Below are 21860 nucleotides of genomic sequence, written 5' to 3'. Positions count from 1 at the left end.
GTGACCACGGGCCCGTGGCATCGTTGAGGCGGGGTGGAGGTGTTTGACCATATGACTGCAACGCTTCCGGAGGCAGCAGTGGCGACGACGAGCCTGCGCGAGGTCGCCCACGGACTCCCGGTACCCGAGGGCTACCGGGTGGAGATCATCGGGGGGGTCATCGTCGTGACGCCTGCACCCGCCGGCAAGCACGGTCGGATCGTCCGCCAACTGGGCAGGGCTCTGGAGCGGGATCTTCCCGAGGGGTACGACTTCGAGGTCAACCTCGGCGTCGACAAGGCCCCCGGGAGCGACGACTACGCGATCCCCGATCTCTTCGTCGCTCCCGTCGCGACGCTCGACACATGGGCGTCCACCGTGCCGTCCCTCGAGGTGGTCTTCACCGCCGAGGTCGTCTCGAAGTCCAGCCAGACGATCGACCGCGTCGCGAAGCGCAAGCAGTACGCCGTGGCCGGTATCCCGCTCTACCTGTTGGTCGACCCGTTCGCCGAGGAGATCACTCTTTTCTCCGACCCCTCGCACGGGGAGTACCGGGCGCGGCACACCGTCCCCTGGGGCGACAAGCTCCAGCTCCCGGAGCCGCTGCCCGCGCTGCTCGACAGCTCGCTCTTCCCGTCCCTGGACGGGCGTCCGCAGCCGTAGCAGGGCGCCCGTAGACTGGTGGACTGGCCCGCACCTCACCGGGCCGTCGAAGCCACCCACACCGCTACGGGAAGTCGCCACGTGTCGCTCACGATCGGAATCGTCGGCCTGCCGAACGTCGGCAAGTCGACCCTGTTCAACGCCCTGACCAAGAACGACGTGCTGGCGGCCAACTACCCGTTCGCCACCATCGACCCGCACGTGGGCGTCGTCGGCCTCCCGGACGCGCGGCTGGACAAGCTGGCCGAGCTGTTCTCCTCCCAGAAGGTCATCCCGGCCAACGTCGACTTCGTCGACATCGCCGGCATCGTGCGCGGCGCCAGCAAGGGCGAAGGGCTGGGCAACCAGTTCCTGCACAACATCCGCGAGTCGGACGCGATCTGCCACGTCATCCGCGCCTTCAAGGACGACAACGTCGTCCACGTCGACGGCAAGGTCTCCCCCGCGGACGACATCGAGACGATCAACACCGAGCTGATCCTCGCCGACCTCCAGACCGTCGAGAAGGTCCTTCCCCGGCTGGAGAAGGAGGCACGGATCAAGAAGGACAAGCAGGCGCAGGTCAAGGCCGTGCAGGAGGCCCAGGCGATCCTGGAGGACGGCCGCACGCTGTTCTCCGCCGGCATCCGCCAGGGCACCGAGGCCGCCGAGCCGCTGCACGAGCTGCACCTGCTGACGACGAAGCCGTTCATCTACGTCTTCAACGTCGACGAGGACGAGCTGACCGACGACGCCTTCAAGGACGAGCAGCGCGCCCTGGTCGCCCCGGCCGAGGCCGTCTTCCTCAACGCCAAGCTGGAGGCCGACCTCGCCGAGCTGGACGAGGAGGACGCCGTGGAGCTCCTCCAGTCCGTCGGCCAGCACGAGCCCGGCCTCGCCACCCTCGCCCGCGTCGGCTTCGACACCCTCGGCCTCCAGACCTACCTCACGGCCGGCCCCAAGGAGTCCCGCGCCTGGACCATCGCGAAGGGCGCCACCGCCCCCGAGGCGGCCGGCGTGATCCACACCGACTTCCAGAAGGGCTTCATCAAGGCCGAGGTCATCTCCTTCGAGGACCTGGTCGAGACCGGCTCCGTCGCCGAGGCCCGCGCCAAGGGCAAGGCCCGCATGGAGGGCAAGGACTACACCATGCAGGACGGCGACGTCGTGGAGTTCCGCTTCAACGTCTGAACTCCACGACGTCGCGGCGGCGTGCCCGCGGGGGTGGGACGGCTGCCGGGGCTGCGCGCGGGGTGAGGGGCTTGCGCGGCGCGGGTACGGTGGTGCCAGCCACGCCCTCGACGAGCTCGGACGCCGAAGGAGAAAAGGTCTATGCCACAGCGCGAAACGGCCAGCTGGAACCCGGACAAAGGCTATGTGGCGCTTCTCGGCTGGAGTCTCAACGCGGTGGAGGCCCTCGACCGGTTCGACCGGCGCTATGTCGTCGTGGCGCCGGAATGGGCCGAGGAGTACTGCATCGAGCACGACATACCATACGTGCCGTGGAATTTCGACCGGCTCAACGACCGCTCGATGGAGATCGCCGAGACGCTGCAGAAGGAGGGCGTCGACGTCGCCATCCCGCTGTTCGAGGAAACAGTGGAATGGGCCGGGGCGATCAATTCTGTCCTGCTGGACAATCCGCGTCTGTACGGTCAGGCCATGCTGCTGCGTGACAAGGCGCTGATGAAGCGCCGCGCGCAGCTCGGCGGCATCCGGGTCGGCATCTTCGAGGAGGCCCACGACCGGGACGACGTGATCCGCTTCCTCAAGCGCGTCAACCAGACCCTGCTCAAGCTGGACGGCGACCCGAACGACCCGATCCACCTCAAGGCGTTCGACAAGGCCGGGTGCCTCGGGCACCGCGTCATCCGCACCCCGGACGAGGTCGACACGATTCCGGACGAGGAGTTCCCGGTCCTCATGGAGTCCCACCTCGACGGCTGGGAGTTCGCGGTCGAGGCGTGGGTGCACAACGGGAAGATCAAGTTCCTCAACATCTCCGAATACGTCACGCTCGGCTATTCGGTGTTCGTTCCGGCGACGCCGGAACTGGAGAAACACCGCGCGCAGATCACGGCGCAGATCGAGAAGCTGATCAAGACGTTCGACATCGAATTCGGCTTCGTGCATCCGGAGTATTTCGTCACCAGTGACGGCGAGATGTACTTCGGGGAGGTCGCGTACCGGCCGCCGGGCTTCAAGGTGTTCGAACTGCTGGAACGGGCCTACGGGTTCAACGCCTACCATGGGCTGGTGCTGGCCTTCGACCCGAAGACGACGGAGGAGGAGATCGACGCCTTCTTCCCGCGCGAGGTCGTCGACGCGTCCGGGGTGGCCGGCTGCTTCGGCGTCTACCCGCGCCGTCGCGTCGTCAGCGAACTGCAGATCCCCGAGGAGACCGAGGACGACGACTACTACGAGTCGCACGACCTCTCGACGCCGCTCGAGGAGACCGTCACCAAGCGGACCGCGTTCGGCACGCACTGGGGTCTGGTGTACTTCTTCGGCGATGACCCGTACCGGATGCGCGACCTGTTGAAGAAGCAGGAAGAGCTCGACTTCTACGTCTGACGGCCCCATGGACGCAGGAGACCTACCCGAGGACGACCTAGTGGAACCGACCGTCGACGTCAGCGGTGCGGCCACGACGCTGGACAAGCGCGTGACCTCACTCGACGACGCCCTCCAGGCCATGGCCGAGACCCGCGACTTCGGCAAGCACACCAAGCTGCGGCGGGTCCTGGAAGCACTGCGGCGCGTGCTCCTCCAGCCGGGCGGCGCCGCGGCGGTCCAGGCCAGGGCACAGGCAATCGAGGAGGCCGGGCTCTTCCTGGAGACGGACTGGGCGTCCCCGGAGATCCTCATCCCGGCGCTCGTCGGCCCGAGCCTGCACAGCGGAGACGCGGACACCGTCGTCATGGAGGCGACCAGCGAGCTGCGGATGCTCGCGGTGGCCCGCGGCGACTACGCGCACCCGACGCTGCCCGCCGAGGACGCCCGCCAGTTCCTGTCTCAGGTGCTGGCGACGAACCTGGAGCTGCTGTTCACCCCGCCCGGTGAGGCGGAGCGGACCCGGCAGGGCCGGACCGCGCAGCTCGTCCGGGACCTCTTCCACCACCTCGCCGACGAGATCGGCTACGACAGCGTCCTGGACAACCTGGTCGACGAGATCTGGCGGATCCTGCGCCAGCGCCCGATCCAGGTCGAGGCCGTGCAGTCGCTGATCACCCGGATCGCGGGCTACCGCGAGGACCCCGACGTGGATCTCGGCACGACGTCGGGGCAGGGCATCGACCGGCTCATCACGAGCCTGTTCGGGACCACCGAGGCGTGCCGGGAGGACCCGGGCGTCGACGTCTTCCGCTCGCGGCTCGAGGCGATGGACAACGGCGGCCTGCAGTACGAGGCAACCGGGTTCGCGCGGGCGATGCACGACACCGGCCTGGTATCGCCCTACCACGCCGAACTGCTCCGCTTCCTCCTGCGCGAGAGCGACTACCTCGTCGGGGAGGCGCTCGGGCTGTCCGACACCGGCCGCAACTGCCTGATGCGCTACAGCCCCCTGGTGCACCGGCTGATCGAGGTGGCCGTGCACCCGCAGACCGCGCAGTGCATCTACGGGCTGGCGCTGCTGCTCGACCGCGGCATCCTCTACGAGCCGCCGATCGTGCCCGCGCTGTGGCGTCAGCTGGCGCTGGAACTCTCCCCGGTCGCGCGGGAACGGTTGACGACGGTGTTCGGCGACGTGCCGGGGCCGGAGGCTCGGCTGGTCGCGGGGGTGCTCTCGATGCTGGGCCAGCCGCTCGGCGTCGGCCAGGGCGACAATCCGACCTGCCAGTCGGCCCGCGCGCTGTCGATGTGGTCCTACAACGACCCGGACTACCTGCTGCAGATGGTCGTCTGGGCGGCCCGCGACGACGAGATCATCATGCACTTCGAGGGGCAGCCGATCTCGTCGAAGGAGAGCACGGCCGGAGTCGCGACGACGCTGCCGATGGACCTGGACCCCGTGTCGCTGATCGCGGTACCGCACCTGGACCGGATCTACGCAGAGATGGGGCGGCGCTGCGCCGCGCGGCCGGGGGACCCGCACCGGTGGGTCAACCCCGAGTTCCACGGCTGGTGGTCGGCCCGCGGGTTCCACATCAACGTCGACGTCGCGACCGGGAACCTGGTCGACCTCGACGAGTTCCTGCGGCAGTTCCACGCCGGCTACCACCCGTCCTTCAACGGCGACCAGCCGCTGATCCATCCGCAGCCCGCCGGCGTCGCCGTCACCGACAGCGCGGCCCGTTACGTCGGCTGGCACGCGATCACGATCCTGCGGGTCGCGCCGGACCCGCAGGACGTCATGCGGGTGTACTTCTACAACCCGAACAACGACAGCGGCCAGGACTGGGGCGACGGCGTCGTCGTCTCCACCGCGGGCAACGGCGAGCGGTTCGGCGAGGCCTCGCTGCCGTTCGACCAGTTCGCGTCGCGGCTCTACATCTTCCACGCGGACCCGCTCGAGCACGGCGAACCGGAGCGGGTGCCCGCCGAGGACGTCGCGCGGATCGTCGGCTACGTCGAGCGCAGCTGGGGCGGCGACCGGCTCCCCGCGGGCACCCTGCAAGCTCTCGAAGGCCCCCCGACGCTGGAGGCCTGAGACCCCACACCTCCACGAGGTCTCGTCGGCGTGGGGGTCGATCAAGCCTGATCGAGGGCCACCGCGGGCATCCACGGAACTGCCGACACGACCCCTAAGCCGACATCTCACTAACATTCACGTGAGTAACATTGACGTTAGTGACATGACGTCGTCCGCCGACCGGGCCCCCGTCGCCAAGCGACTCCTCTTCGTCGGCTCGGTGAAGTGGCTGGAACAGTCGCCGTTCGACCGGCACGACCTGGCCGCTCTCCATCGACACCGGGCCGCCCTCACCGACGCCCCCGTGCCCGTCGTGGCGGTCTCGCGCTCCGGAGTCGACTGTGCAGGGCTCGACGCGGCCTACGGTCCCGGTGACCTCCTCGCCGCCTGGCAGACGTGAGTCCGGGCCCCGGGTGAGGCCCGGCGCTGGGGGGGCGGTTTCAGCAGGCGCGTCAAAGGGGGAGGAGGGTGGTCTCGGTGGCCTTGACGACGGCCCAGACGCGGGTGCCGTCGGCGAGGTCGAGTTCGGCGGCGGCCTGCGGGGTGATCTCGGCGACGAGGTCGGGGGTCTCGTCGGTGGTGAGGAGGACGCGGGTGCGGCTTCCGGACGCGGTGAGCTCGCGGACGGTGCCGTGCCAGGCGTTGCGGGGGCTGCCGTGCGGCCGTTCGCGGTGGAGGGCGACGGCTTCGGGCGGGATGATGGCGAGGGCCTCCTCGCCCGCGGGGAGCGGGTCGGCGACGTGCAGGCGTCCGCCGTCCCGGGTGGCGAGGCCGGTGGCGGTGGTGGTTCCGGTCCAGGCGTTGCGGCCGAGCATGCGGGCGACCCAGGGCGAGCGCGGCGAGCGCGTGAGCTCGGTGGGCGGCGCGTCCTGGATCAGTCGTCCGTCCTCCAGGACGAGGACGCGGTCGGCGAGGGACACGGCTTCGACGGGGTCGTGGGTGACGATCAGGCAGACGCCGCCGAACGCCGCGAGGTGACTGCGCAGGGCGTGCCGGACGCGGGCCCGGGTGGTCTGGTCCAGGGCGGCGAGGGGTTCGTCGAGCAGCAGCAGGCGGGGCCGGGCGGCGAGGGCGCGGGCGAGGGCGACGCGGCCGGCCTGGCCGCCGGAGAGACGGCCGGGCCTGCGGTGCGCGAGGTCGCCGACGCCCAGGTGGTCGAGCCACTGCCGGGCGTGGCGCCGGGCCCCGGTCCGCGGGACGCCGTGCGCACGAAGCCCGTAGGCGGTGTTGCCCAGCGCGGTGAGGTGGGGGAAGAGGGCGCCGTCCTGCGGGACCCAGGCGATGTCACGGCGGTGGGGTGCCGTGCCGGTGACGTCGCGGTCGCCGAGGCGGATGTCGGCGTGGGAGCGGGAGGTGAGACCGAGCAGGGCGCGCAGGAGGGTGGTCTTCCCGGCTCCGTTGGGGCCGACGACGGCCAGGGTCGTGCCGCCGGGGGCGTCCAGCGTCACATGGTTGAAGCCGGTGACGCGGGCCTGGAGGGAGCAGTCCCGGCGCGGGTCGGAGGGCGGTGCGCCCCGGGCGACCGAGGGAAGAGCGGGGTCGGGTTCGCCCGTGGTCGGGGGCGGCTGCTGGACGCGGGCCCGGGGGGTTCCGGTCCAGCGGCCGCGGAGCGCGACGAGCACCCCCATGGCGATGACCAGCAGCAGCAGGGAGACCGAGGTGGCGGTCTCGGGCTGTCCCTGGAGCAGCAGGTAGACCTTGAGCGGCAGGGTCTGGGTCGTGCCGGGGAGGTTGCCGGCGAAGGTGATCGTCGCGCCGAACTCGCCCAGTGCGCGGGCCCAGGTCAGGGCCGCTCCGGCCAGCAGCCCGGGGGCGACCATGGGGAGGGTGACGGTGAGGAACACCCGGACCGGGGTGGCGCCGAGCGAGGCGGCGGTCTCCTCGTAGCGGGGGCGGAGCCCGCCGATCGCGCCTTCCAGGCTGATGACGAGGAAGGGCATGGCGACGAACGTCGCGGCGACCACGGCCCCGGCGGTGGAGAAGGGCAGCGTGACGCCGAAGGTGTCGTACAGCCACGGGCCGAGCAGGCCGCGGCGGCCGAAGGCCAGCAGCAGTGCCACTCCGCCGACGGTGGGGGGCAGCACCATGGGCAGCAGGACGAGCGACCGGACGACGGCCTTGCCGGGGAACCGTGCGCGCGCCAGCAGCCAGGCGAGGGGAACGCCGAGAAGCAGCGACAGCCCGAGGGCCGAGAAGGAGACCAGTAGCGACAGGCGCAGCGCCTGCGTGGTCGCGGGGGCGGTGAGGTTCGCGGCGAGGTCCGGCCACGGGGTGCGGGCCAGGATGCCGACGAGCGGCAGGGCCAGGAATCCCACGGCCAGCACGGCGGGTACGGCGAGCAGGGCGGGGGCTCCGGTGCCGGGCGGGCGGTGCCTCGCGCCCCCGGTCCACCGCCGTGCGGGCCGGTCGGTCCCGCCCGGCTCCGGGCGCCGCGCGCGCCCGCCCGTCCCCCCGGAACGGACGGGCGCGGCGGCGCGGTGGGGGCGTTTCACGGCTTCTGGAAGCCTGCTTCGCGGAGGATCCGCTGAGCCTCCGGACCGGTCAGCCAGTCGACGAACTCCTGTGCGGCTTCGGCGTGTTCGGAGGAATTCAGGGTGGCGACGGGATACGTCGCGATCTCGTTCCGGGCGTCCGGCACCGTCACCGCGTCGACCGTGTCGGGGGAGGTCGCGGCGTCGGTCTGGTAGACGAGTCCGGCGTCGGCCTCGCCGAGTTCGACCTTGGACAGGACCGCGCGCACGTCGGTCTCCCGGGAAACGGGCTCCACCCGCAGGTCCTGCCGCCGGAGGATCTGCTCGCTGTAGTCGCCCACCGGGACCTCCGGTGCGGCCAGGACGACCTTCAGTCCCGGGTTCGCCAGGTCCTCCAGCGCGTCGAGGTCCTCCGGGTTGCCCTCCCGGGTCACGATCACCAGTCGGTTCCGGGCGAAGACCACCGGTTCCGCGGTGTCGTCCCGCACGCGGTCCATGGTCTCGGTGTTGGCGGTCGCCAGCACGTCCGCGGGTGCCCCTTGCGAGACCTGCGCGGCGAGGACCTGCGAGCCGGCGAAGGAGAAGGTGACGTCCGTGCCGGGGTGCGTCTTCTCGTACGTCGCCCCGGCGGCCTGGAACACGTCGGTCAGCGACGCGGCCGCCAGTACCGTGATCTTCTTCTTCGCCGGGGTGCCGTCGCCGGTGCCGGAGCCCCCGGTGCCGCCGCCGCACGCGGTCAGCGGCACCAGCAGGGAGGCTGTCAGCAGCGCGGCGGCGGTGCGCCGCCCGGAGGGGGAAGGGGGCATCGATCGGCTCCTTCGCGGGGAGGGCGCGAGGCCCGGGGCGGGCCGCGTGCGTGTCGGTGGGGTACGGGGAGCCGGTTCGGGGACGGCCGAGCGCGACCGGGGACGCGCTGCGGGTTCAGCCGCGGTCGATGTGCACGCTGGTCGACTTGACGCGGGCGGTGGCCCGCATCCCGACCTCCAGGCCCAGTTCCTCGACGGCCTCCCGGGTCACCAGGGAGACGAGCCGGTGTGGGCCGGCCTGGATCTCCACCTGCGCCGCCACGTCGCCGAGCCGGACGGAGGTGATGATGCCGGGGAAGGCGTTGCGCGTGGAGGTGAAGGGCTCCTCCTCGTCGTGGCCGCCCTGACCCCCTTGACCGCCGCCGCTCTGGGCGACCTCGACCGCGAAGGCCGCCAGGGCGCGGCCGTCGACGAGACGGCGTCCGGACGCGTCGCGGTGGGTCGCGACCCGACCGGCGTCCGCCCAGCGGCGTGCGGTGTCGGGACTGACACCCAGCAGCCGCGCCGCCTGACCAATGGTGTAGGACTGCATATGCGCCACGCTAGGCCCGGCATCCTCGCATCTGCAAGACCATCTCTGTTTTTTCATGGCAGGTGCACAGAGGGTGGAGAGCGGAGCTGGAGGAACCGCCAAAGCCCTGACCGGCATCCGGGTGGCCCTTCGGGCGTGCCTGCCACTCTGCCGCGACGGGACTGGGGATGCTGGCCCGGTCCGACCCGCAGGGCGCGCCCACCCCGGGATTCAGGGAGGTCTCCGTCGTGAACCTGAGCATCCGCAACCGGCTGGCGGGTACGGTCACCGCCGTCACCACGGGCGAGGCGATGGCCTCGGTGGGAGTCCGCCTGGAGAGTGGGCCGCAGCTCACGGCCGCCGTGACGGCGGACGCGGTCAGGGACCTGGGCCTCACCGTCGGCTCCGCGGTCCACGTACTGGCCAAGTCGACCGAAGTGGCCCTCGCCACCGGACCGGTCGACGGCCTCAGCATCCGCAACAGACTGCCCGGCACCGTCACCCGGCTCACGGCCGGCGAGGCGATGACCGGCGTGACGGTCGATGTCGGGGGCGGGCACCTCACGGCCGTGGTCACCAACGAAGCCGTCGCCGATCTCGGCCTGGCCCCCGGCACCGCCGTCACGGCACTCGTCAAGGCCACGGAGCTGTCACTCGCGACGACCGGGTGACCGGCACCCCGGGCACCCCGGCCCGGTGAGCCGAGACCACGACCTGACGAGCCGGACGAGCCGATCACTTGCCTCGCCTATCGAAACTCGATAGATTCCCATCGTGGTTCGATTGAAGGAGTGGCGATGGGCAAGCTGACGGTGCTGGCGCTGCGGGTGGTGATCGTGGCGCTGCTGGCCGGTTCGGTGGGCGTGCAGACCGTGATGGCCACGCTGCTGGCCGCCGACATGGACGAGGCCGGCCTGGCGGACCGGCGCGTTCCGGTGGTCGTGATCGTGGTGCTCGGCGTCGTGGCGGCACAGACCGTCCTGGTCTGCGTGTGGCGACTGGTGACGATGATGCGCCGCGGGACGGTGTTCTCCCCCGCCTCCTTCCGGTACGTCGACGTGGTGATCGGCGCCTTCACGGCCGCCGCCCTGCTGGTGTGCGTGCTGGGGGCCGTTCTCGCGCCGGGCGAGGAGGTGGCGCCGGGCGTCGTGCTGCTGCTGGGCGGTGTCGCCCTCGGGGTCTTCGCGGTGGCACTGATCGTGCTGGTGCTGCGGATGCTGCTGGCGCAGGCGGTCGCGCGCGACGTCGAGGCGTCACAGATGCAGGCCGAACTCGACGAGGTGATCTGATGCCGATCGTCGTCGACGTCGACGTGATGCTCGCACGCCGCAAGATGTCCGTCGGAGAGCTCGCGGAGCGCGTCGGGATCACCCCGGCCAACCTGGCGGTACTGAAGAACGGCCGCGCGAAGGCGGTGCGCTTCTCGACGCTCGCGGCGCTCTGCGAGGTACTGGCCTGCCAGCCGGGCGACCTGCTCCGCTGGGAGGCGGACCGGACCGACCAGGCCGACCAGGCCGACCAGGCCGACGCAGCCGACGCAGCCGATGCGGCCGAAGCAGCCGACGACGGAGCGGCGGGCCTGACGGACGCGCCTGCCGGGGACGCGCACCGATGAGCGCCCCCGGAGCCGGCCTCGGGGCCCGCGCCTCCGCCGACGTCCTGGTGGTCGGTGCGGGGCTGGCCGGGCTGCACACGGCGACGCTCCTCGCCCGCCGGGGCCACGACGTGGTGCTGGCCGAACGGCGTACGCGTCTGACGACCGGCGTCCGCACCACCGGGATCTTCGTACGGAAGACGCTCGACGACTTCCCGCTCCCGCCGGACCGCCTCGGCCCACCGATACGCCGGGTCGTGCTCTACCCGCCGAACCTGCGCCGACCGGTCGAACTGGTCAGCGCCCGTGACGAGTTCCGGGTGGGCGACATGGGACCGCTCTACGCCGGGGCGGCCGACGCCGCAGCCGTGGCCGGCGTGCGCGTGGCCCTGGGCACGCGCTACGCCGGCCGCCTGGGCGGCGGCACCTTCCACCTGGCCGGGCGCGACGGTTCCACCGTGCTCCGGGCGCGGTTCGTCGTGGGGGCCGACGGAGCCCGCTCCCGCGTCGCCCGCGACCTCGGCCTCGACCGCAACCGGCACCTGCTGGTCGGCGCCGAGGAGGTCTTCGCGCTGCCCGGAGGCGGCGGCGGGCCACCGACGTTCCACTGCGTGCTCGACCCTTCGCTGGCCCCCGGCTACCTGGCCTGGGTGGTGGACGACGGACGGCACGCCCATGTCGGCGTGGCCGGGTACGCCGACCGCTTCCCGGACGGGTTGCGCGGGGCGGTGAAGCGGTTCCGCGCGTCGGCGCCCGGACTCTCCGGCGTGCGGCGGGCGGAGGCGGTGGAACGGCGCGGCGGCCCCATCCCCGTCGGCGGCGTGCTGCGCAGGATCAGTTGCGCCGAGGGACTCCTGGTCGGCGACGCGGCGGGCGCGGTCTCGCCCCTCACCGCCGGCGGCCTGGACCCGTGCCTGCGGCTGTCGGAGCACGCGGCCGCCGTGCTCGACACCGCGCTGCGGACCGGCGACCGCCACGCGCCGGCGGCCTACGACGGCGCCGCGCTGCGCGCCGCGTTCCGGGGACGGCTCACGCTCCGCAGAGGGCTGGCGCAGCTGCGCAGCCCTGCGATGGCCACCGCCGCGTTCCCCCTCCTCCGCACCCCGCTCGGACGTGCCGCAGCCGGCCGCGTCCTCTTCGGCGACCGTTCCTTCCCCGAGGCCCCCGCCCCCGGGCGGCCCCGTCCGGGCCGTTCCCTCCGCGGCGGCCGGACACCCGCCTGACGACGCCCCGGGCCCCGGACAGGTCCTAGGCGGACGACCGGAGGTGGGGTCGAAGCACTGTTCGGGCGGGGCGCGCGACAGTACCCTGTGCGCCAGTGACGGAGTGTCACCAAGGGTCACGGAGGCGCGCGCATGGGGGAGCCGGCGTTCGGCGTGCTGGGCCCGCTGCGGGTGCGGGTGGGCGGCGCCCCGGTGCGCCTCGGCGGGCCGAAGCCGCGAGCGGTGCTGGCCACGCTCCTGCTGCAGCCCGGCGGGTTCGTGTCGCTGGACGTGCTGACCGAGGTGCTGTGGCCCGAGGGTGCGCCCCGGTCCGCGGTGGCCAACGTGCGGACGTACGTGCGCGCGCTGCGCAGCGCGCTCGCCGCGGCGGGGGTGGACACGGAAGGGCTGACCACGCGGCCCTCGGGCTACGCCCTGGACGTCGCGCCGGACGACCTCGACATGCTGCTGTTCGAGCGGCGGCTGGAGCAGGCGCGGGCGGCGCGGGACCGGGGCGAGGACGCGGCGGCGTTGCGCGGCTACGAGGCTGCGCTCGGGCTGTGGCGGGGCGGTGTGCTGCAGGACGTGCCGTCGAGCGTGGTGTGGGACCCGGCGGTCACCCGGATCGAGGAGCTGCGTGCGGTCGCGGTCGACGAGTGCCTGAAGGTGCGGCTGCGGCTGGGCGACTACGCCCCGCTGGTCGCGGAGTTGCGGGGCAGGCTGGCCGAGGACCCGGTGCGGGAGGACCTGTGGCAGATGCTCGTGCGGGCGTTGCACGGCGCGGGCCGCACCACCGAGGCGCGGGAGGCGTACGCGGAGGCCGAGCGGGTGCTCGCGGTCGAGCTGGGCGTCGAGCCGAGTGCGCCGCTACGTGCGGTCGGGGTGGACCACGGGTACGCGGGCCGGCGGCGTACGGCCGACCCCGGGCCGGTGTGCCAACTGCCCATGGACGTTCCCGACTTCACCGGCCGGGAGGACCAGATCGGCGTTCTGGAGGGGTGGCTGTCGGCGGCCGGACGGCAGCCGGTGGTCGCGGTGCTGTCGGGGCCGCCGGGGTCGGGGAAGTCGACGCTGGCGGTGCATGTGGCGCACCGGGTGCGGGACGCGTTCCCGGACGGCCAGCTCTTCGTCGACCTGGGTGGCTTGAGTGATCAGCCGCGTGAACCCGTCGACGTGCTGGCGGAGTTGCTGCGCAGCCTGGGGGTGATCGACGCGGCGATCCCCGGGGACCCGGCGGAGCGTGCCGCGCTGTTCCGGTCGCGGCTGGCGCAGCGGCGGTTCCTGGTGGTGCTGGACGACGCGGCGTCCGGGGCGCAGGTGCGGCCGCTGCTGCCGGGCACCGGGGGTTCCGCGGTGCTGGTGACCTCCCGCCGCCGGCTCCCCGGGCTGCCGGCGTACCACTGCGCGCTCGGCGTGATGGAGCGGGAGGAGGCGCGCGAGCTGCTGGGCACGATCGTCGGCACGGACCGTCTGCGCGCGGAGGGCGCGGAGGCGGACCGGGTGCTCGCGGGATGCGGTTCGCTGCCACTGGCGGTGCGCATCGCCGGATCGCGGCTGGCGAACCGGCCGGGGTGGACCGTCGGGGCGCTCGCCGACTTCCTGCACGACGAGCGCGGCCGGCTGGACCAGCTCCAGACCGGCGAGCTGGAGGTGCGGGCGAGCGCGGAACTGAGCTACCGCCACCTGCCCGAGCCGGCCGCGACGGCGTTCCGGGTCTTCGGGCAGCTCCCGGACGAGGCGACGGCGGGCTGGCTGGTCGCGGCGGCGACGGGTGTGGCCGACGCGAACGCGGGCGGGCTGGAGACCCTGCTGGACGAGCACCTGGTCGAGGTGGTGGGCACCGACGCGCTGGGGATGCAGCGCTACCGCATGCACGACCTGCTGCGCTGCTACGCCCGGGAACTCGCCGAGGCCGACGGCGACGAGGTGCGGACGCGCCGCCGGCTGCGGGTGGTGGACGACCTGGTCGCGCTGGCGCGCTGCGCGAACTCCGCGATGCCGACCCGCTTCCTGGGCGTGCTGGGGGAACCGGTGCAACCGGAGGGAGCGGCCGCCGCGGTCGTCCCGGCGGTGCGGGCGCGGCCGGTGGAGTGGTTCGAGTCCGAACGGCGCGTGCTGGTGGCCTCCGTGGAGTCGGCGCTGCGGCGGGGGCACGTCGCGCAGGCGGCCGACCTCGCCGTCGAACTGGCCGGGTTCTTCGACATGCGCGGCTACTACGGCGACTGGCTGCGCACGCACCGGCTGGTGCTGGACGCGATGCCGGAACCGACCGACGCGCGGGCCGCGACGCTGCTGCGGAACCTCGGCCAGCTGCACCTCTACCAGGACCGGTACGCCGACGCGCTCGCCGCGTTCGACCTCTCGCGCTCGCTGTTCGCGCGCTTGGGGCACGGCTACGGCGAAGCCGTCGCCGCGGTGGGCGCCGGGTCCGTGCACCGCGTGCTGAACGACCTGGACGCCGCGCTGGCGGCGTTCGGCGAGGCGCTGCGCGGCTTCGGCGTTGTGGGCGACCGGCACGGCGAGGCGGTCGCCCACAACGCGATCGCCTCGGTGTGGCTGGAGCGGCGCGAACCGGAGGCGGCCACGCCCTGGCTGGCCGCCGCGCTGGAGCTGTCCGGCGGCGTGGGCGACCGGCACCGGGAGGCGCAGGTGCGGCGCCGGATGGCCGTCGCGCACGAGCAGCGCGGGGAACTGAGGCAGGCGCGGCAGGAGCTGGAGCGGGCGCTGGGCATCTTCGACGAGCTGGGGGACGCGCACTGCGCGGCGTACGTGCAGCAGAGCGTCGGCGAACTGTGCCTGCGCCAGGGCCGGGCGGGTGAGGCGTCGGCGCTGCTGGTCGACGCGCTCAACGTGCAGCGGCAGCTCGGCGACCGCCGGGCGGAGGCACGGGTCGCGTGTCTGCTGGGCGAGCTGCATCACGCGACCGGCCGCAAGCAGACGGCGCGCCGCTACTTCCACCGTTCGCTGTCGACGTGGCGGCGGCTGGAGGTGCGGGAGCAGGCGGAGCTGGTGCACGCGAAGCTGCGGGCCCTGCGCTGACGCCCCGGGGGCGCCCAGGGCGCGGCCGGTCGTGCGCGGGCCCCCGGGCGGTTGTGCGCGGGCCGCCGGGCGGAACGGCCGGTCACGCCGTCCCGCCCCGTGCGACACCGGCAGCGGGTCAGCAGTTGTTGCTGCGCTGGCTGCGCTTGGTGTAGTCGCCCCACCGGACGCCCTGGACGACCGCGACCACGACGTTGCCGTTGTGGATCTGCTCGTAGTGCAGGTGGGGGGTGATGTTGTAGAGCGCGGAGGTGGCGCCGACGCGGCCGATCTTCTGGCCCAGCTTGACCCTGTCGCCCTTCTGGACGGCGCGGGTCTTCAGGTGGGCGTAGCGCGTCTGCCAGCCGTTTCCGTGGCCGATGACGATGGTGTTGCCGTAACCGGTGCCCGTGGAGTAGTAGGAGGACAGCACCGTGCCGCCGGCGCTGGCGAAGACACGCCGGCCGAGGTCGTCGGGGCTTCCGCTGGCGCTGTAGTGGTTCCAGTCGATGGAGTGCGCCGGGCTGTGGCCGTTCCAGTTGTTGCCGACCCAGGTCTGGTTGCACAGGAACGGCATCTTGAAGTTCGGCCGGGCGAGCGGTTCGGCGGACGAGGCGGCCTGCGGCGACGCGACGGCGACGGGCGCCGCGACCGTGACGGCTGCCGCGGCGCTCACGGCGGCCAGGAGGCTGCGGGTACGTCTGCGCATGGATTCTCCCCTTGTCTTCGGTGACCAGGGGATTCAAGGAGCCGGGCATACAAAGCGGATACAAGCCCGGATACAAGAGTCCGGCGGGGAGGGCGAGCGCGCCGCACCGGCCGGGCTGACATGCCTGCGACAGCGATGGGTAGCCTCCGCGGGTGCCCCACAACACCGTGAACTCATCGCAGACATCCGCCCCGGCGCCTCGTCGGGCCGCCCGGAGGGCGGGCCTCGCGACGACTGCCGCGACCGTCCTCGCCGCCCTGGCCGCGGCATCGGCCCCGGCTGCCGCGGCCGGGAACACCGCCACGGTCGGACAGCGGAGCCCGGAGGGTGGACGCGGCTGCGCCGTCGTGTACTTCGACCTCGGCGAGACGCTGATCCACACCGAGGACGACGGCTCGCTCCACTACCTGCCGGAAGCCGCCCGCCACCTGCGGGAGCTGCGCGAGGCGGACGTCGAGGTCGGCCTGATCACCAACGTCCCGCCCGAGTGGGGCGAGACGGACGCCGAACGGGCCGCGAAGCTGCGCGAGATCGTGGACGCCGACTGGACCGGCACCGGCCCGTTCGCGTGGGAGGACTTCGAGGGCCGCATCCTCACGCCGCGCACCGTCGAGGAGCGCAAGCCGTCCCCCGCGCTGTTCGAGCGGGGCTCCGGCGCCGCCGACGGCTGCCACGTCGTCTACCAGGGCGAGACGGCTGAGGAGCTGGAAGTGGCCCGCGACGAGGGCTACTTCACCTATGCGGTGGGGCGGGAGGGTGCGTGGCCGGCGTACCTGCCGGTGCCGGTGATCGAGGCCATCGCCCAACTGCCCTGACGTCGCCGCCCGCCGGGTGCGTCAGGCGCATCCGCCGCGGGCGTACGCGGGCCGCGGGGCCGGCGACCACGGGGTCGTCGGCCACGCGGCCCGTTCGTACTGCGTCAGGCGATGCGGCGGACGGGGGCGGCGCTCTCCGCGGCCGCCGCGGCGGACCGGCGCCGGCGTGCCAGCACCACGCGGCGCTCGGCCGCGGTCAGCCCGCCCCACACGCCGTACGGCTCCGGCTGGAGCAGCGCGTGCTCCCGGCACTCGACGAGGACGGGGCAGCGCGCGCACACCCGCTTGGCGGCCTGCTCACGGGCGAGACGGGCGGCGGTGGGCTCCTTCGACGGGGCGAAGAACAGCCCGGCCTCGTCCCGGTGGCAGACCGCATCGGCGTGCCAGGGGCCGGCATCGTCGTCGCGGGCGGGCGCCCGTGGGGTGGGGACGGCGGCCTGCAGGGACTGATGCGGCGTTTGCAGCACGGTCTGACTCCTACACGAGACGGCTACGGCGGTCGGTCTGGCCGATGTGTGCACCTTCACCCGTCTTGCTGCGCACGGCAGTTCGCGCTGCTCGCCGTACGAGAGACGATGCACCAGCCTTACCCGCTGTGCGCACGCTTATGCACACGGTGCCATGCGGCCGTGCGGTACGGCACCCCGTGCCGCGGACCGCTCACCGCCCGCCCCGGGCGGTCAGTGCCCGTGCCCGTGGCCCTTGTGCAGGTTCTTCAGCCGCTTGCCGCGCTTCGGCCTCGCCGAGACGCCGCCGAACAGCGCCAGGCCCTTGACGACGACCACCGGCGCGTCCGGGTCGGGCGAGTCGTGGGAGCGGACGTCGAAGCCGCCGAAGATGCCGGTCCCGCGGCCGCGCAGGGTGACGTTCTCGGGGACCCGGATGTCCACGCCGCCGAAGACGGCGGTGGCGTTGATGACGATCTCCCGCTGCGTGAACACGGCCTGGGTGAGGTCGATGTCGACGCCGCCGAAGCAGGCGAAGGCGTTCGTCTTCCGGCCGATCCGCCAACTGCCGCGCCGGGTGGCACCGCTGAAGATCGCGACGGCGTTGTCCGCGGCGCCCTCGTCCCCGTGCGGCGCGACGTCGAACGCGGGGGCGGGCCGCGGAGCGGTCCTGCCCCCCGGCTGCGGCAGGTCGCGGACCAGGGGCTCGAGCTGCCCGAGGGTCTTGGCGGCGTAGACCGCGTCCAGCCGCTCGGAGTGCTCGTCCGCGTCGAGCCGGCCTTCGGCCAGCGCCTCGCGGAGGATGTCCGCGACGCGGTCACGGTCGGCGTCCGACGCCCGTACGTCGGCCTCCGCAGCCGGTCGCACGGCGGGCTTCTCGTTCGGCGAGGGACGCTTCTCCAGCGGCGAATCAGTCACCACGCCAGCCTACCCAGACGCGATAGATCGCGACCAGTGTCCGCGACGGGGAACCGTGCGCGCGTCACCGCGTGGCCGGCACGCACCCGCCGGACGCGGTGAGGCGACGGCCCTCCGCTCCGGGAGTGGACGGCCGCCGCCGGGCTCCTTCCGTCACCGCGCCGCCGCCCAGGAGTGGGCGACGTCGACCACGACCCGGTCCCCCAGCGGGAACACGCGGAACGGCAGCCGCGCCCGGACTCCGAGGCCGAGCTGGGTCGTCCCCTCGTAGCTCGCGCCGTACCGCGCGTCGCGGAACGTGCGGTAGCCGTCGAGGTCCACGCCGGGAAGCGGTCGGCCGGGCCGCCCGGCGTAGGTGGGCTCGAAGGTCTCCGGGTCGTACGACGGCGCGCCGACCACGATCTCCAGCACCGCGCCGCCGGATATCGGCAGCGGCCGCCCGGATCCGTCCTGGTGGAAGCGGGACACGTAGCGGACGTGGTAGCCGGCCGCGGTCGCCGGAGCGTCGCCCCGGATGTCGAGCACCATCCGGTCGAAGCACGCGTGCCGGCCGGTACGGACGTCCACCAGCGGGCGGTTGGACGCGAACGGCGCGGACTTGGGCAGGCTGCCCCAGGTCACGGCGCACGACGCCGCGGCGCTCCGGGCCGTGGCGGCGGCGCTCGCGGCACCGCCGTCCGCTGCCGCACTCGCCTGGACGGGGCCGACCCCGGCGACGGCGGCGGTGACGAACAGAGTGGTCATTCTTCGCATGGCTGCCCCCTGTGGTGCAATGCGTGCGGTTTCTCCTGTAATAAGGTCAGACAGCGGAAAGCGGAGAAAAGTTGCAGCGCCGGGAGACTCCCTGGAAATCCGCGAAAGCACGGCCCTTCGGCTGCCCGGGCCCGGGGGCGCCGGAAGACCGGAGTCCCCGCGTCTTCCGGCCCCCGGGAAGCGTTCTACGCTGTGAGACGCGCTCACCGTCGAGAGGAAGATGCCCCATGGCCGCCACCCCGGAGTTCAGCTACACGGACCTGCTGCCGCGGGGTGAGGACACCACGCCGTACCGCCTGGTCACCGCCGAAGGCGTCAGCACCTTCGAGGCGGACGGCCGTACCTTCCTCTCCGTGGAGCCGGAGGCGCTGCGGACGCTCGCCGCCGAGGCGATGAAGGACATCGCGCACTACCTGCGGCCCGAGCACCTGGCCCAGCTGCGCCGCATCCTGGACGACCCGGAGGCCAGCGCGAACGACCGCTTCGTCGCGCTGGACCTGCTGAAGAACGCCAACATCGCCGCCGCCGGCGTCCTCCCGATGTGCCAGGACACCGGCACCGCCATCGTGATGGGCAAGCGCGGCCAGCACGTCCTGACGCGCGGCCGGGACGAGGAGGCCCTCTCCCGCGGCATCCACGACGCCTACACGCAGCTCAACCTGCGGTACTCCCAGATGGCGCCGCTGACCATGTGGGAGGAGAAGAACACGGGCACCAACCTGCCCGCGCAGATCGAGCTCTACGCGACGGACGGCGGCGCCTACACGTTCCTCTTCATGGCCAAGGGCGGCGGCAGCGCCAACAAGTCCTTCCTCTTCCAGGAGACGAAGGCGGTGCTGAACGAGGACTCGATGATGGCGTTCCTCGAGGAGAAGATCCGCTCGCTGGGCACGGCCGCCTGCCCGCCGTACCACCTGGCGGTCGTCGTGGGCGGCACCAGCGCCGAGTACGCGCTCAAGACCGCCAAGTACGCCTCCGCGCACTACCTGGACGAGATCCCGGCCGAGGGCTCCCCGGCGGGGCACGGCTTCCGCGACAAGGAGCTGGAGGAGAAGGTCTTCGAGCTCACCCAGAAGATCGGCATCGGCGCCCAGTTCGGCGGCAAGTACTTCTGCCACGACGTGCGGGTCGTACGGCTGCCGCGGCACGGGGCGTCCTGCCCGGTCGCGCTCGCGGTGTCCTGCTCGGCGGACCGGCAGGCGGTCGCGAAGATCACCGCCGAGGGCGTGTTCCTGGAGCAGCTGGAGACCGACCCCGCACGGTTCCTGCCGGAGACCACGGACGACGAGCTGGACGGCGAGGACGAGGTCGTGAAGATCGACCTCGAGCGGCCCATGGACGAGATCCGCGCCGAGCTGACCCGCCACCCGGTGAAGACCCGGCTGTCGCTGACCGGCCCGCTGGTCGTCGCCCGCGACATCGCGCACGCGAAGATCAAGGAACGGCTGGACGCGGGCGAGGAGATGCCGCAGTACCTGCGGGACCACGCGGTGTACTACGCCGGGCCGGCGAAGACGCCGGAGGGCTACGCGTCCGGCTCGTTCGGGCCGACCACGGCCGGGCGCATGGACGCGTACGTGGAGCAGTTCCAGGCGGCCGGCGGCTCCCTGGTGATGCTCGCCAAGGGGAACCGCAGCAAGCAGGTCACCGACGCGTGCGCCGCGCACGGCGGCTTCTACCTCGGCTCGATCGGCGGACCGGCGGCCCGGCTGGCGCAGGACTGCATCCGGAAGGTGGAGGTCCTGGAGTACGAGGAGCTGGGCATGGAGGCGGTCTGGCGGATCGAGGTGGAGGACTTCCCCGCGTTCGTCGTCGTCGACGACAAGGGGAACGACTTCTTCACGGACCCCGGTCCCGCGCAGCCCTTCGTCACCTCCATCCCCGTCGGCGGCCCCGCCCGCTGACGGCTCCGGGCTCCGCCCGGGGGCGGAAAGCGCGCGTTATGTTCGGGGACATGAGCGAGAACGCCGAGTACCGGATCGAACGCGACTCGATGGGCGAGGTGCGGGTGCCCGCGCACGCGAAGTGGCGGGCGCAGACGCAGCGCGCGGTCGGGAACTTCCCGCTGAGCGGGCGGCGCCTGGAGCGCGCGCACATCGAGGCGCTGGCCCACATCAAGGCGGCCGCCGCCACCGTGAACGCGGACCTCGGCGTGCTGGACGCCGGGGTCGCCGACGCGATCCGCGCCGCCGCGGAGGAGGTCGCCGACGGCCGCTGGGACGACCACTTCCCGGTGGACGTCTTCCAGACCGGTTCCGGCACCTCCTCCAACATGAACATGAACGAGGTCGTCGCCACGCTCGCGACCGAGCGGCTGCCCGGCGACGCCACCGTGCACCCGAACGACCACGTCAACGCCAGCCAGTCGTCCAACGACGTCTTCCCGTCCTCCCTCCACATCGCCGCCACCGCCGCCGTCACGCGCGACCTGGTGCCCGCGCTGGAGCACCTCGCGGCGGCGCTGTCCCGCAAGGGCGAGGAGTTCGCGGAGGTGGTCAAGTCCGGGCGCACCCACCTGATGGACGCGACCCCGGTCACGCTGGGCCAGGAGTTCGACGGCTACGCGGCGCAGATGCGGCACGGCGTGGAGCGGCTGCACGCCTCGCTGCCCCGGCTCGCCGAACTGCCGCTCGGCGGCACCGCGGTGGGCACCGGCATCAACACGCCGCCGGGCTTCTCGGGAGCCGTGATCGCGGAGGTCGCCCGCCTCACCGGACTGCCGCTGACCGAGGCGCGGGACCACTTCGAGGCGCAGGGCGCGCGGGACGGACTCGTCGAGACGTCCGGGCAGCTCCGTACGATCGCGGTCGGCCTGACCAAGATCTGCAACGACCTGCGCTGGATGGCGTCCGGCCCGCGCACCGGGCTGGCCGAGATCGCCCTGCCCGACCTGCAGCCGGGCTCCTCGATCATGCCGGGCAAGGTGAACCCGGTGATCCCGGAGGCGGTGCTGATGGTGTGCGCCCAGGTCACCGGCAACGACGCGACCGTCGCGACCGCCGGAGCCGCCGGAAACTTCGAGCTCAACGTGATGCTGCCGGTGATGGCGAGGAACCTGCTCGAATCGGTGCGGCTGCTGAGCCGTGCCGCCCGCCTGCTGGCGGACCGCACGGTCGACGGCATCACCGCGAACACGGAGCGCGCCCGCCTGTACGCGGAGTCGTCACCCTCCGTCGTCACGCCGCTCAACCGCTACATCGGCTACGAGAACGCCGCCGCGGTGGCGAAGAAGGCGCTGGCCGAGGAGAAGACGATCCGGGAGGCGGTACTGGAGGCCGGGTACGTGGACCGGGGCGAGCTGACCCTGGCACAGCTCGACGAGGCGCTGGACGTGCTGCGCATGACCCGGCCGTAGCGCCTGCC

General features: G+C 72.8%; 19 protein-coding genes and 1 pseudogene. 13 read left to right on the top strand and 7 right to left on the bottom strand.

What is annotated here, in order from left to right:
* Window positions 1-51 precede the first annotated feature (51 nt).
* The 5 genes and pseudogenes from RM572_RS04000 to RM572_RS03980 form a co-directional block, all read left to right on the top strand.
* Entirely contained in the window at window positions 52-642 is a 591-nt protein-coding gene (locus tag RM572_RS04000) for a Uma2 family endonuclease (RefSeq protein WP_311671872.1), read from the top strand.
* Window positions 643-723: 81 nt separating this feature from the next.
* Window positions 724-1812 (top strand): redox-regulated ATPase YchF, encoded by a 1089-nt coding sequence (ychF, locus tag RM572_RS03995; protein WP_311671871.1) that lies wholly within the window; start codon window positions 724-726, stop codon window positions 1810-1812.
* Between the two features lie 141 nt (window positions 1813-1953).
* Window positions 1954-3195, top strand: coding sequence for an ATP-grasp domain-containing protein (locus RM572_RS03990; protein ID WP_027764980.1), 1242 nt, complete (start codon window positions 1954-1956; stop codon window positions 3193-3195).
* A 7-nt stretch (window positions 3196-3202) separates the two neighbouring features.
* Entirely contained in the window at window positions 3203-5272 is a 2070-nt protein-coding gene (locus RM572_RS03985; protein WP_311671870.1) for a hypothetical protein, read from the top strand.
* 154 nt (window positions 5273-5426) lie between these two features.
* Window positions 5427-5654 (top strand): annotated as a pseudogene (locus RM572_RS03980) (ATP-binding protein); the annotation flags it as partial.
* A gap of 52 nt (window positions 5655-5706) precedes the next feature.
* Here RM572_RS03980 and RM572_RS03975 read toward each other — a convergent pair.
* From RM572_RS03975 to RM572_RS03965, 3 genes are all read right to left on the bottom strand, one after another.
* Window positions 5707-7596: an ABC transporter permease gene (locus tag RM572_RS03975; protein WP_311672077.1), complete on the bottom strand. Its 1890-nt coding sequence runs from the start codon at window positions 7594-7596 to the stop codon at window positions 5707-5709.
* 146 nt (window positions 7597-7742) lie between these two features.
* Window positions 7743-8531: a molybdate ABC transporter substrate-binding protein gene (gene modA, locus RM572_RS03970; protein WP_311671869.1), complete on the bottom strand. Its 789-nt coding sequence runs from the start codon at window positions 8529-8531 to the stop codon at window positions 7743-7745.
* Window positions 8532-8646: 115 nt separating this feature from the next.
* The gene (locus tag RM572_RS03965) at window positions 8647-9063 is read right to left on the bottom strand and encodes a TOBE domain-containing protein (RefSeq protein WP_311671868.1); all 417 of its coding nucleotides are present in this window, start codon (window positions 9061-9063) and stop codon (window positions 8647-8649) included.
* Between the two features lie 227 nt (window positions 9064-9290).
* On the opposite strand from RM572_RS03965, the gene RM572_RS03960 reads away from it, so the two are divergent.
* The 5 genes from RM572_RS03960 (at window position 9291) to RM572_RS03940 (ending at window position 14877) form a co-directional block, all read left to right on the top strand.
* Entirely contained in the window at window positions 9291-9713 is a 423-nt protein-coding gene (locus tag RM572_RS03960) for a TOBE domain-containing protein (protein WP_311671867.1), read from the top strand.
* A 126-nt stretch (window positions 9714-9839) separates the two neighbouring features.
* A complete protein-coding gene (locus RM572_RS03955) occupies window positions 9840-10331 on the top strand; it encodes a DUF2975 domain-containing protein (RefSeq protein WP_311671865.1) in 492 nt (163 codons plus the stop codon).
* Window positions 10331-10657, top strand: a complete 327-nt coding sequence (locus tag RM572_RS03950) for a helix-turn-helix domain-containing protein (RefSeq protein ID WP_311671864.1) — start codon at window positions 10331-10333, stop codon at window positions 10655-10657. The genes RM572_RS03955 and RM572_RS03950 overlap by 1 nt, the downstream gene beginning before the upstream one ends.
* Window positions 10654-11859: an NAD(P)/FAD-dependent oxidoreductase gene (locus tag RM572_RS03945; protein ID WP_311671863.1), complete on the top strand. Its 1206-nt coding sequence runs from the start codon at window positions 10654-10656 to the stop codon at window positions 11857-11859. The genes RM572_RS03950 and RM572_RS03945 overlap by 4 nt, the downstream gene beginning before the upstream one ends.
* Before the next feature lie 132 nt (window positions 11860-11991).
* A complete protein-coding gene (locus RM572_RS03940; RefSeq protein ID WP_311671862.1) occupies window positions 11992-14877 on the top strand; it encodes an AfsR/SARP family transcriptional regulator in 2886 nt (961 codons plus the stop codon).
* A 118-nt stretch (window positions 14878-14995) separates the two neighbouring features.
* On the opposite strand, the gene RM572_RS03935 is transcribed toward RM572_RS03940, so the two are convergent.
* On the bottom strand, window positions 14996-15565 hold the full coding sequence (locus tag RM572_RS03935; protein WP_311671861.1) for a M23 family metallopeptidase: 570 nt from the start codon (window positions 15563-15565) through the stop codon (window positions 14996-14998).
* A gap of 167 nt (window positions 15566-15732) precedes the next feature.
* Here RM572_RS03935 and RM572_RS03930 point away from each other — a divergent pair, with 167 nt between their 5' ends.
* On the top strand, window positions 15733-16380 hold the full coding sequence (locus RM572_RS03930) for an HAD family hydrolase (RefSeq protein ID WP_311671860.1): 648 nt from the start codon (window positions 15733-15735) through the stop codon (window positions 16378-16380).
* A 104-nt stretch (window positions 16381-16484) separates the two neighbouring features.
* On the opposite strand, the gene RM572_RS03925 is transcribed toward RM572_RS03930, so the two are convergent.
* From RM572_RS03925 to RM572_RS03915, 3 genes are all read right to left on the bottom strand, one after another.
* Window positions 16485-16847, bottom strand: a complete 363-nt coding sequence (locus RM572_RS03925; protein WP_027764987.1) for a WhiB family transcriptional regulator — start codon at window positions 16845-16847, stop codon at window positions 16485-16487.
* A gap of 213 nt (window positions 16848-17060) precedes the next feature.
* On the bottom strand, window positions 17061-17744 hold the full coding sequence (locus RM572_RS03920) for a DUF1707 SHOCT-like domain-containing protein (protein WP_311671858.1): 684 nt from the start codon (window positions 17742-17744) through the stop codon (window positions 17061-17063).
* A 153-nt stretch (window positions 17745-17897) separates the two neighbouring features.
* Window positions 17898-18497 carry an AMIN-like domain-containing (lipo)protein gene (locus RM572_RS03915; RefSeq protein WP_394813512.1) on the bottom strand — a complete coding sequence of 200 codons (600 nt, stop codon included), beginning with the start codon at window positions 18495-18497 and terminating at the stop codon, window positions 17898-17900.
* A 227-nt stretch (window positions 18498-18724) separates the two neighbouring features.
* On the opposite strand from RM572_RS03915, the gene RM572_RS03910 reads away from it, so the two are divergent.
* On the top strand, window positions 18725-20401 hold the full coding sequence (locus tag RM572_RS03910; protein WP_311671856.1) for a fumarate hydratase: 1677 nt from the start codon (window positions 18725-18727) through the stop codon (window positions 20399-20401).
* 50 nt (window positions 20402-20451) lie between these two features.
* Entirely contained in the window at window positions 20452-21852 is a 1401-nt protein-coding gene (locus RM572_RS03905) for a class II fumarate hydratase (RefSeq protein ID WP_311671855.1), read from the top strand.
* Window positions 21853-21860: the final 8 nt, after the last annotated feature.

It is taken from the genome of Streptomyces hazeniae (genome assembly GCF_031845485.1).
GTDB lineage: Bacteria > Actinomycetota > Actinomycetes > Streptomycetales > Streptomycetaceae > Streptomyces > Streptomyces hazeniae.
The sequence above is the reverse complement of the archived record's forward strand: the minus strand, read 5'-3'. Positions and strand labels throughout refer to the sequence as shown.

What these genes read in the sequence shown, in the direction of transcription:
- RM572_RS03905 (WP_311671855.1), top strand. Translation starts at nt 20,452, where the DNA reads ATGAGCGAGAACGCCGAGTACCGGATCGAACGCGACTCGATGGGCGAG.
- RM572_RS03935 (WP_311671861.1), bottom strand. Translation starts at nt 15,565, where the DNA reads ATGCGCAGACGTACCCGCAGCCTCCTGGCCGCCGTGAGCGCCGCGGCA.
- RM572_RS03910 (WP_311671856.1), top strand. Translation starts at nt 18,725, where the DNA reads ATGGCCGCCACCCCGGAGTTCAGCTACACGGACCTGCTGCCGCGGGGT.
- RM572_RS03950 (WP_311671864.1), top strand. Translation starts at nt 10,331, where the DNA reads ATGCCGATCGTCGTCGACGTCGACGTGATGCTCGCACGCCGCAAGATG.
- modA (WP_311671869.1), bottom strand. Translation starts at nt 8,531, where the DNA reads ATGCCCCCTTCCCCCTCCGGGCGGCGCACCGCCGCCGCGCTGCTGACA.
- RM572_RS03955 (WP_311671865.1), top strand. Translation starts at nt 9,840, where the DNA reads ATGGGCAAGCTGACGGTGCTGGCGCTGCGGGTGGTGATCGTGGCGCTG.
- RM572_RS03990 (WP_027764980.1), top strand. Translation starts at nt 1,954, where the DNA reads ATGCCACAGCGCGAAACGGCCAGCTGGAACCCGGACAAAGGCTATGTG.
- RM572_RS03945 (WP_311671863.1), top strand. Translation starts at nt 10,654, where the DNA reads ATGAGCGCCCCCGGAGCCGGCCTCGGGGCCCGCGCCTCCGCCGACGTC.
- RM572_RS03940 (WP_311671862.1), top strand. Translation starts at nt 11,992, where the DNA reads ATGGGGGAGCCGGCGTTCGGCGTGCTGGGCCCGCTGCGGGTGCGGGTG.
- RM572_RS03915 (WP_394813512.1), bottom strand. Translation starts at nt 18,497, where the DNA reads ATGCGAAGAATGACCACTCTGTTCGTCACCGCCGCCGTCGCCGGGGTC.
- RM572_RS04000 (WP_311671872.1), top strand. Translation starts at nt 52, where the DNA reads ATGACTGCAACGCTTCCGGAGGCAGCAGTGGCGACGACGAGCCTGCGC.
- RM572_RS03965 (WP_311671868.1), bottom strand. Translation starts at nt 9,063, where the DNA reads ATGCAGTCCTACACCATTGGTCAGGCGGCGCGGCTGCTGGGTGTCAGT.
- RM572_RS03985 (WP_311671870.1), top strand. Translation starts at nt 3,203, where the DNA reads ATGGACGCAGGAGACCTACCCGAGGACGACCTAGTGGAACCGACCGTC.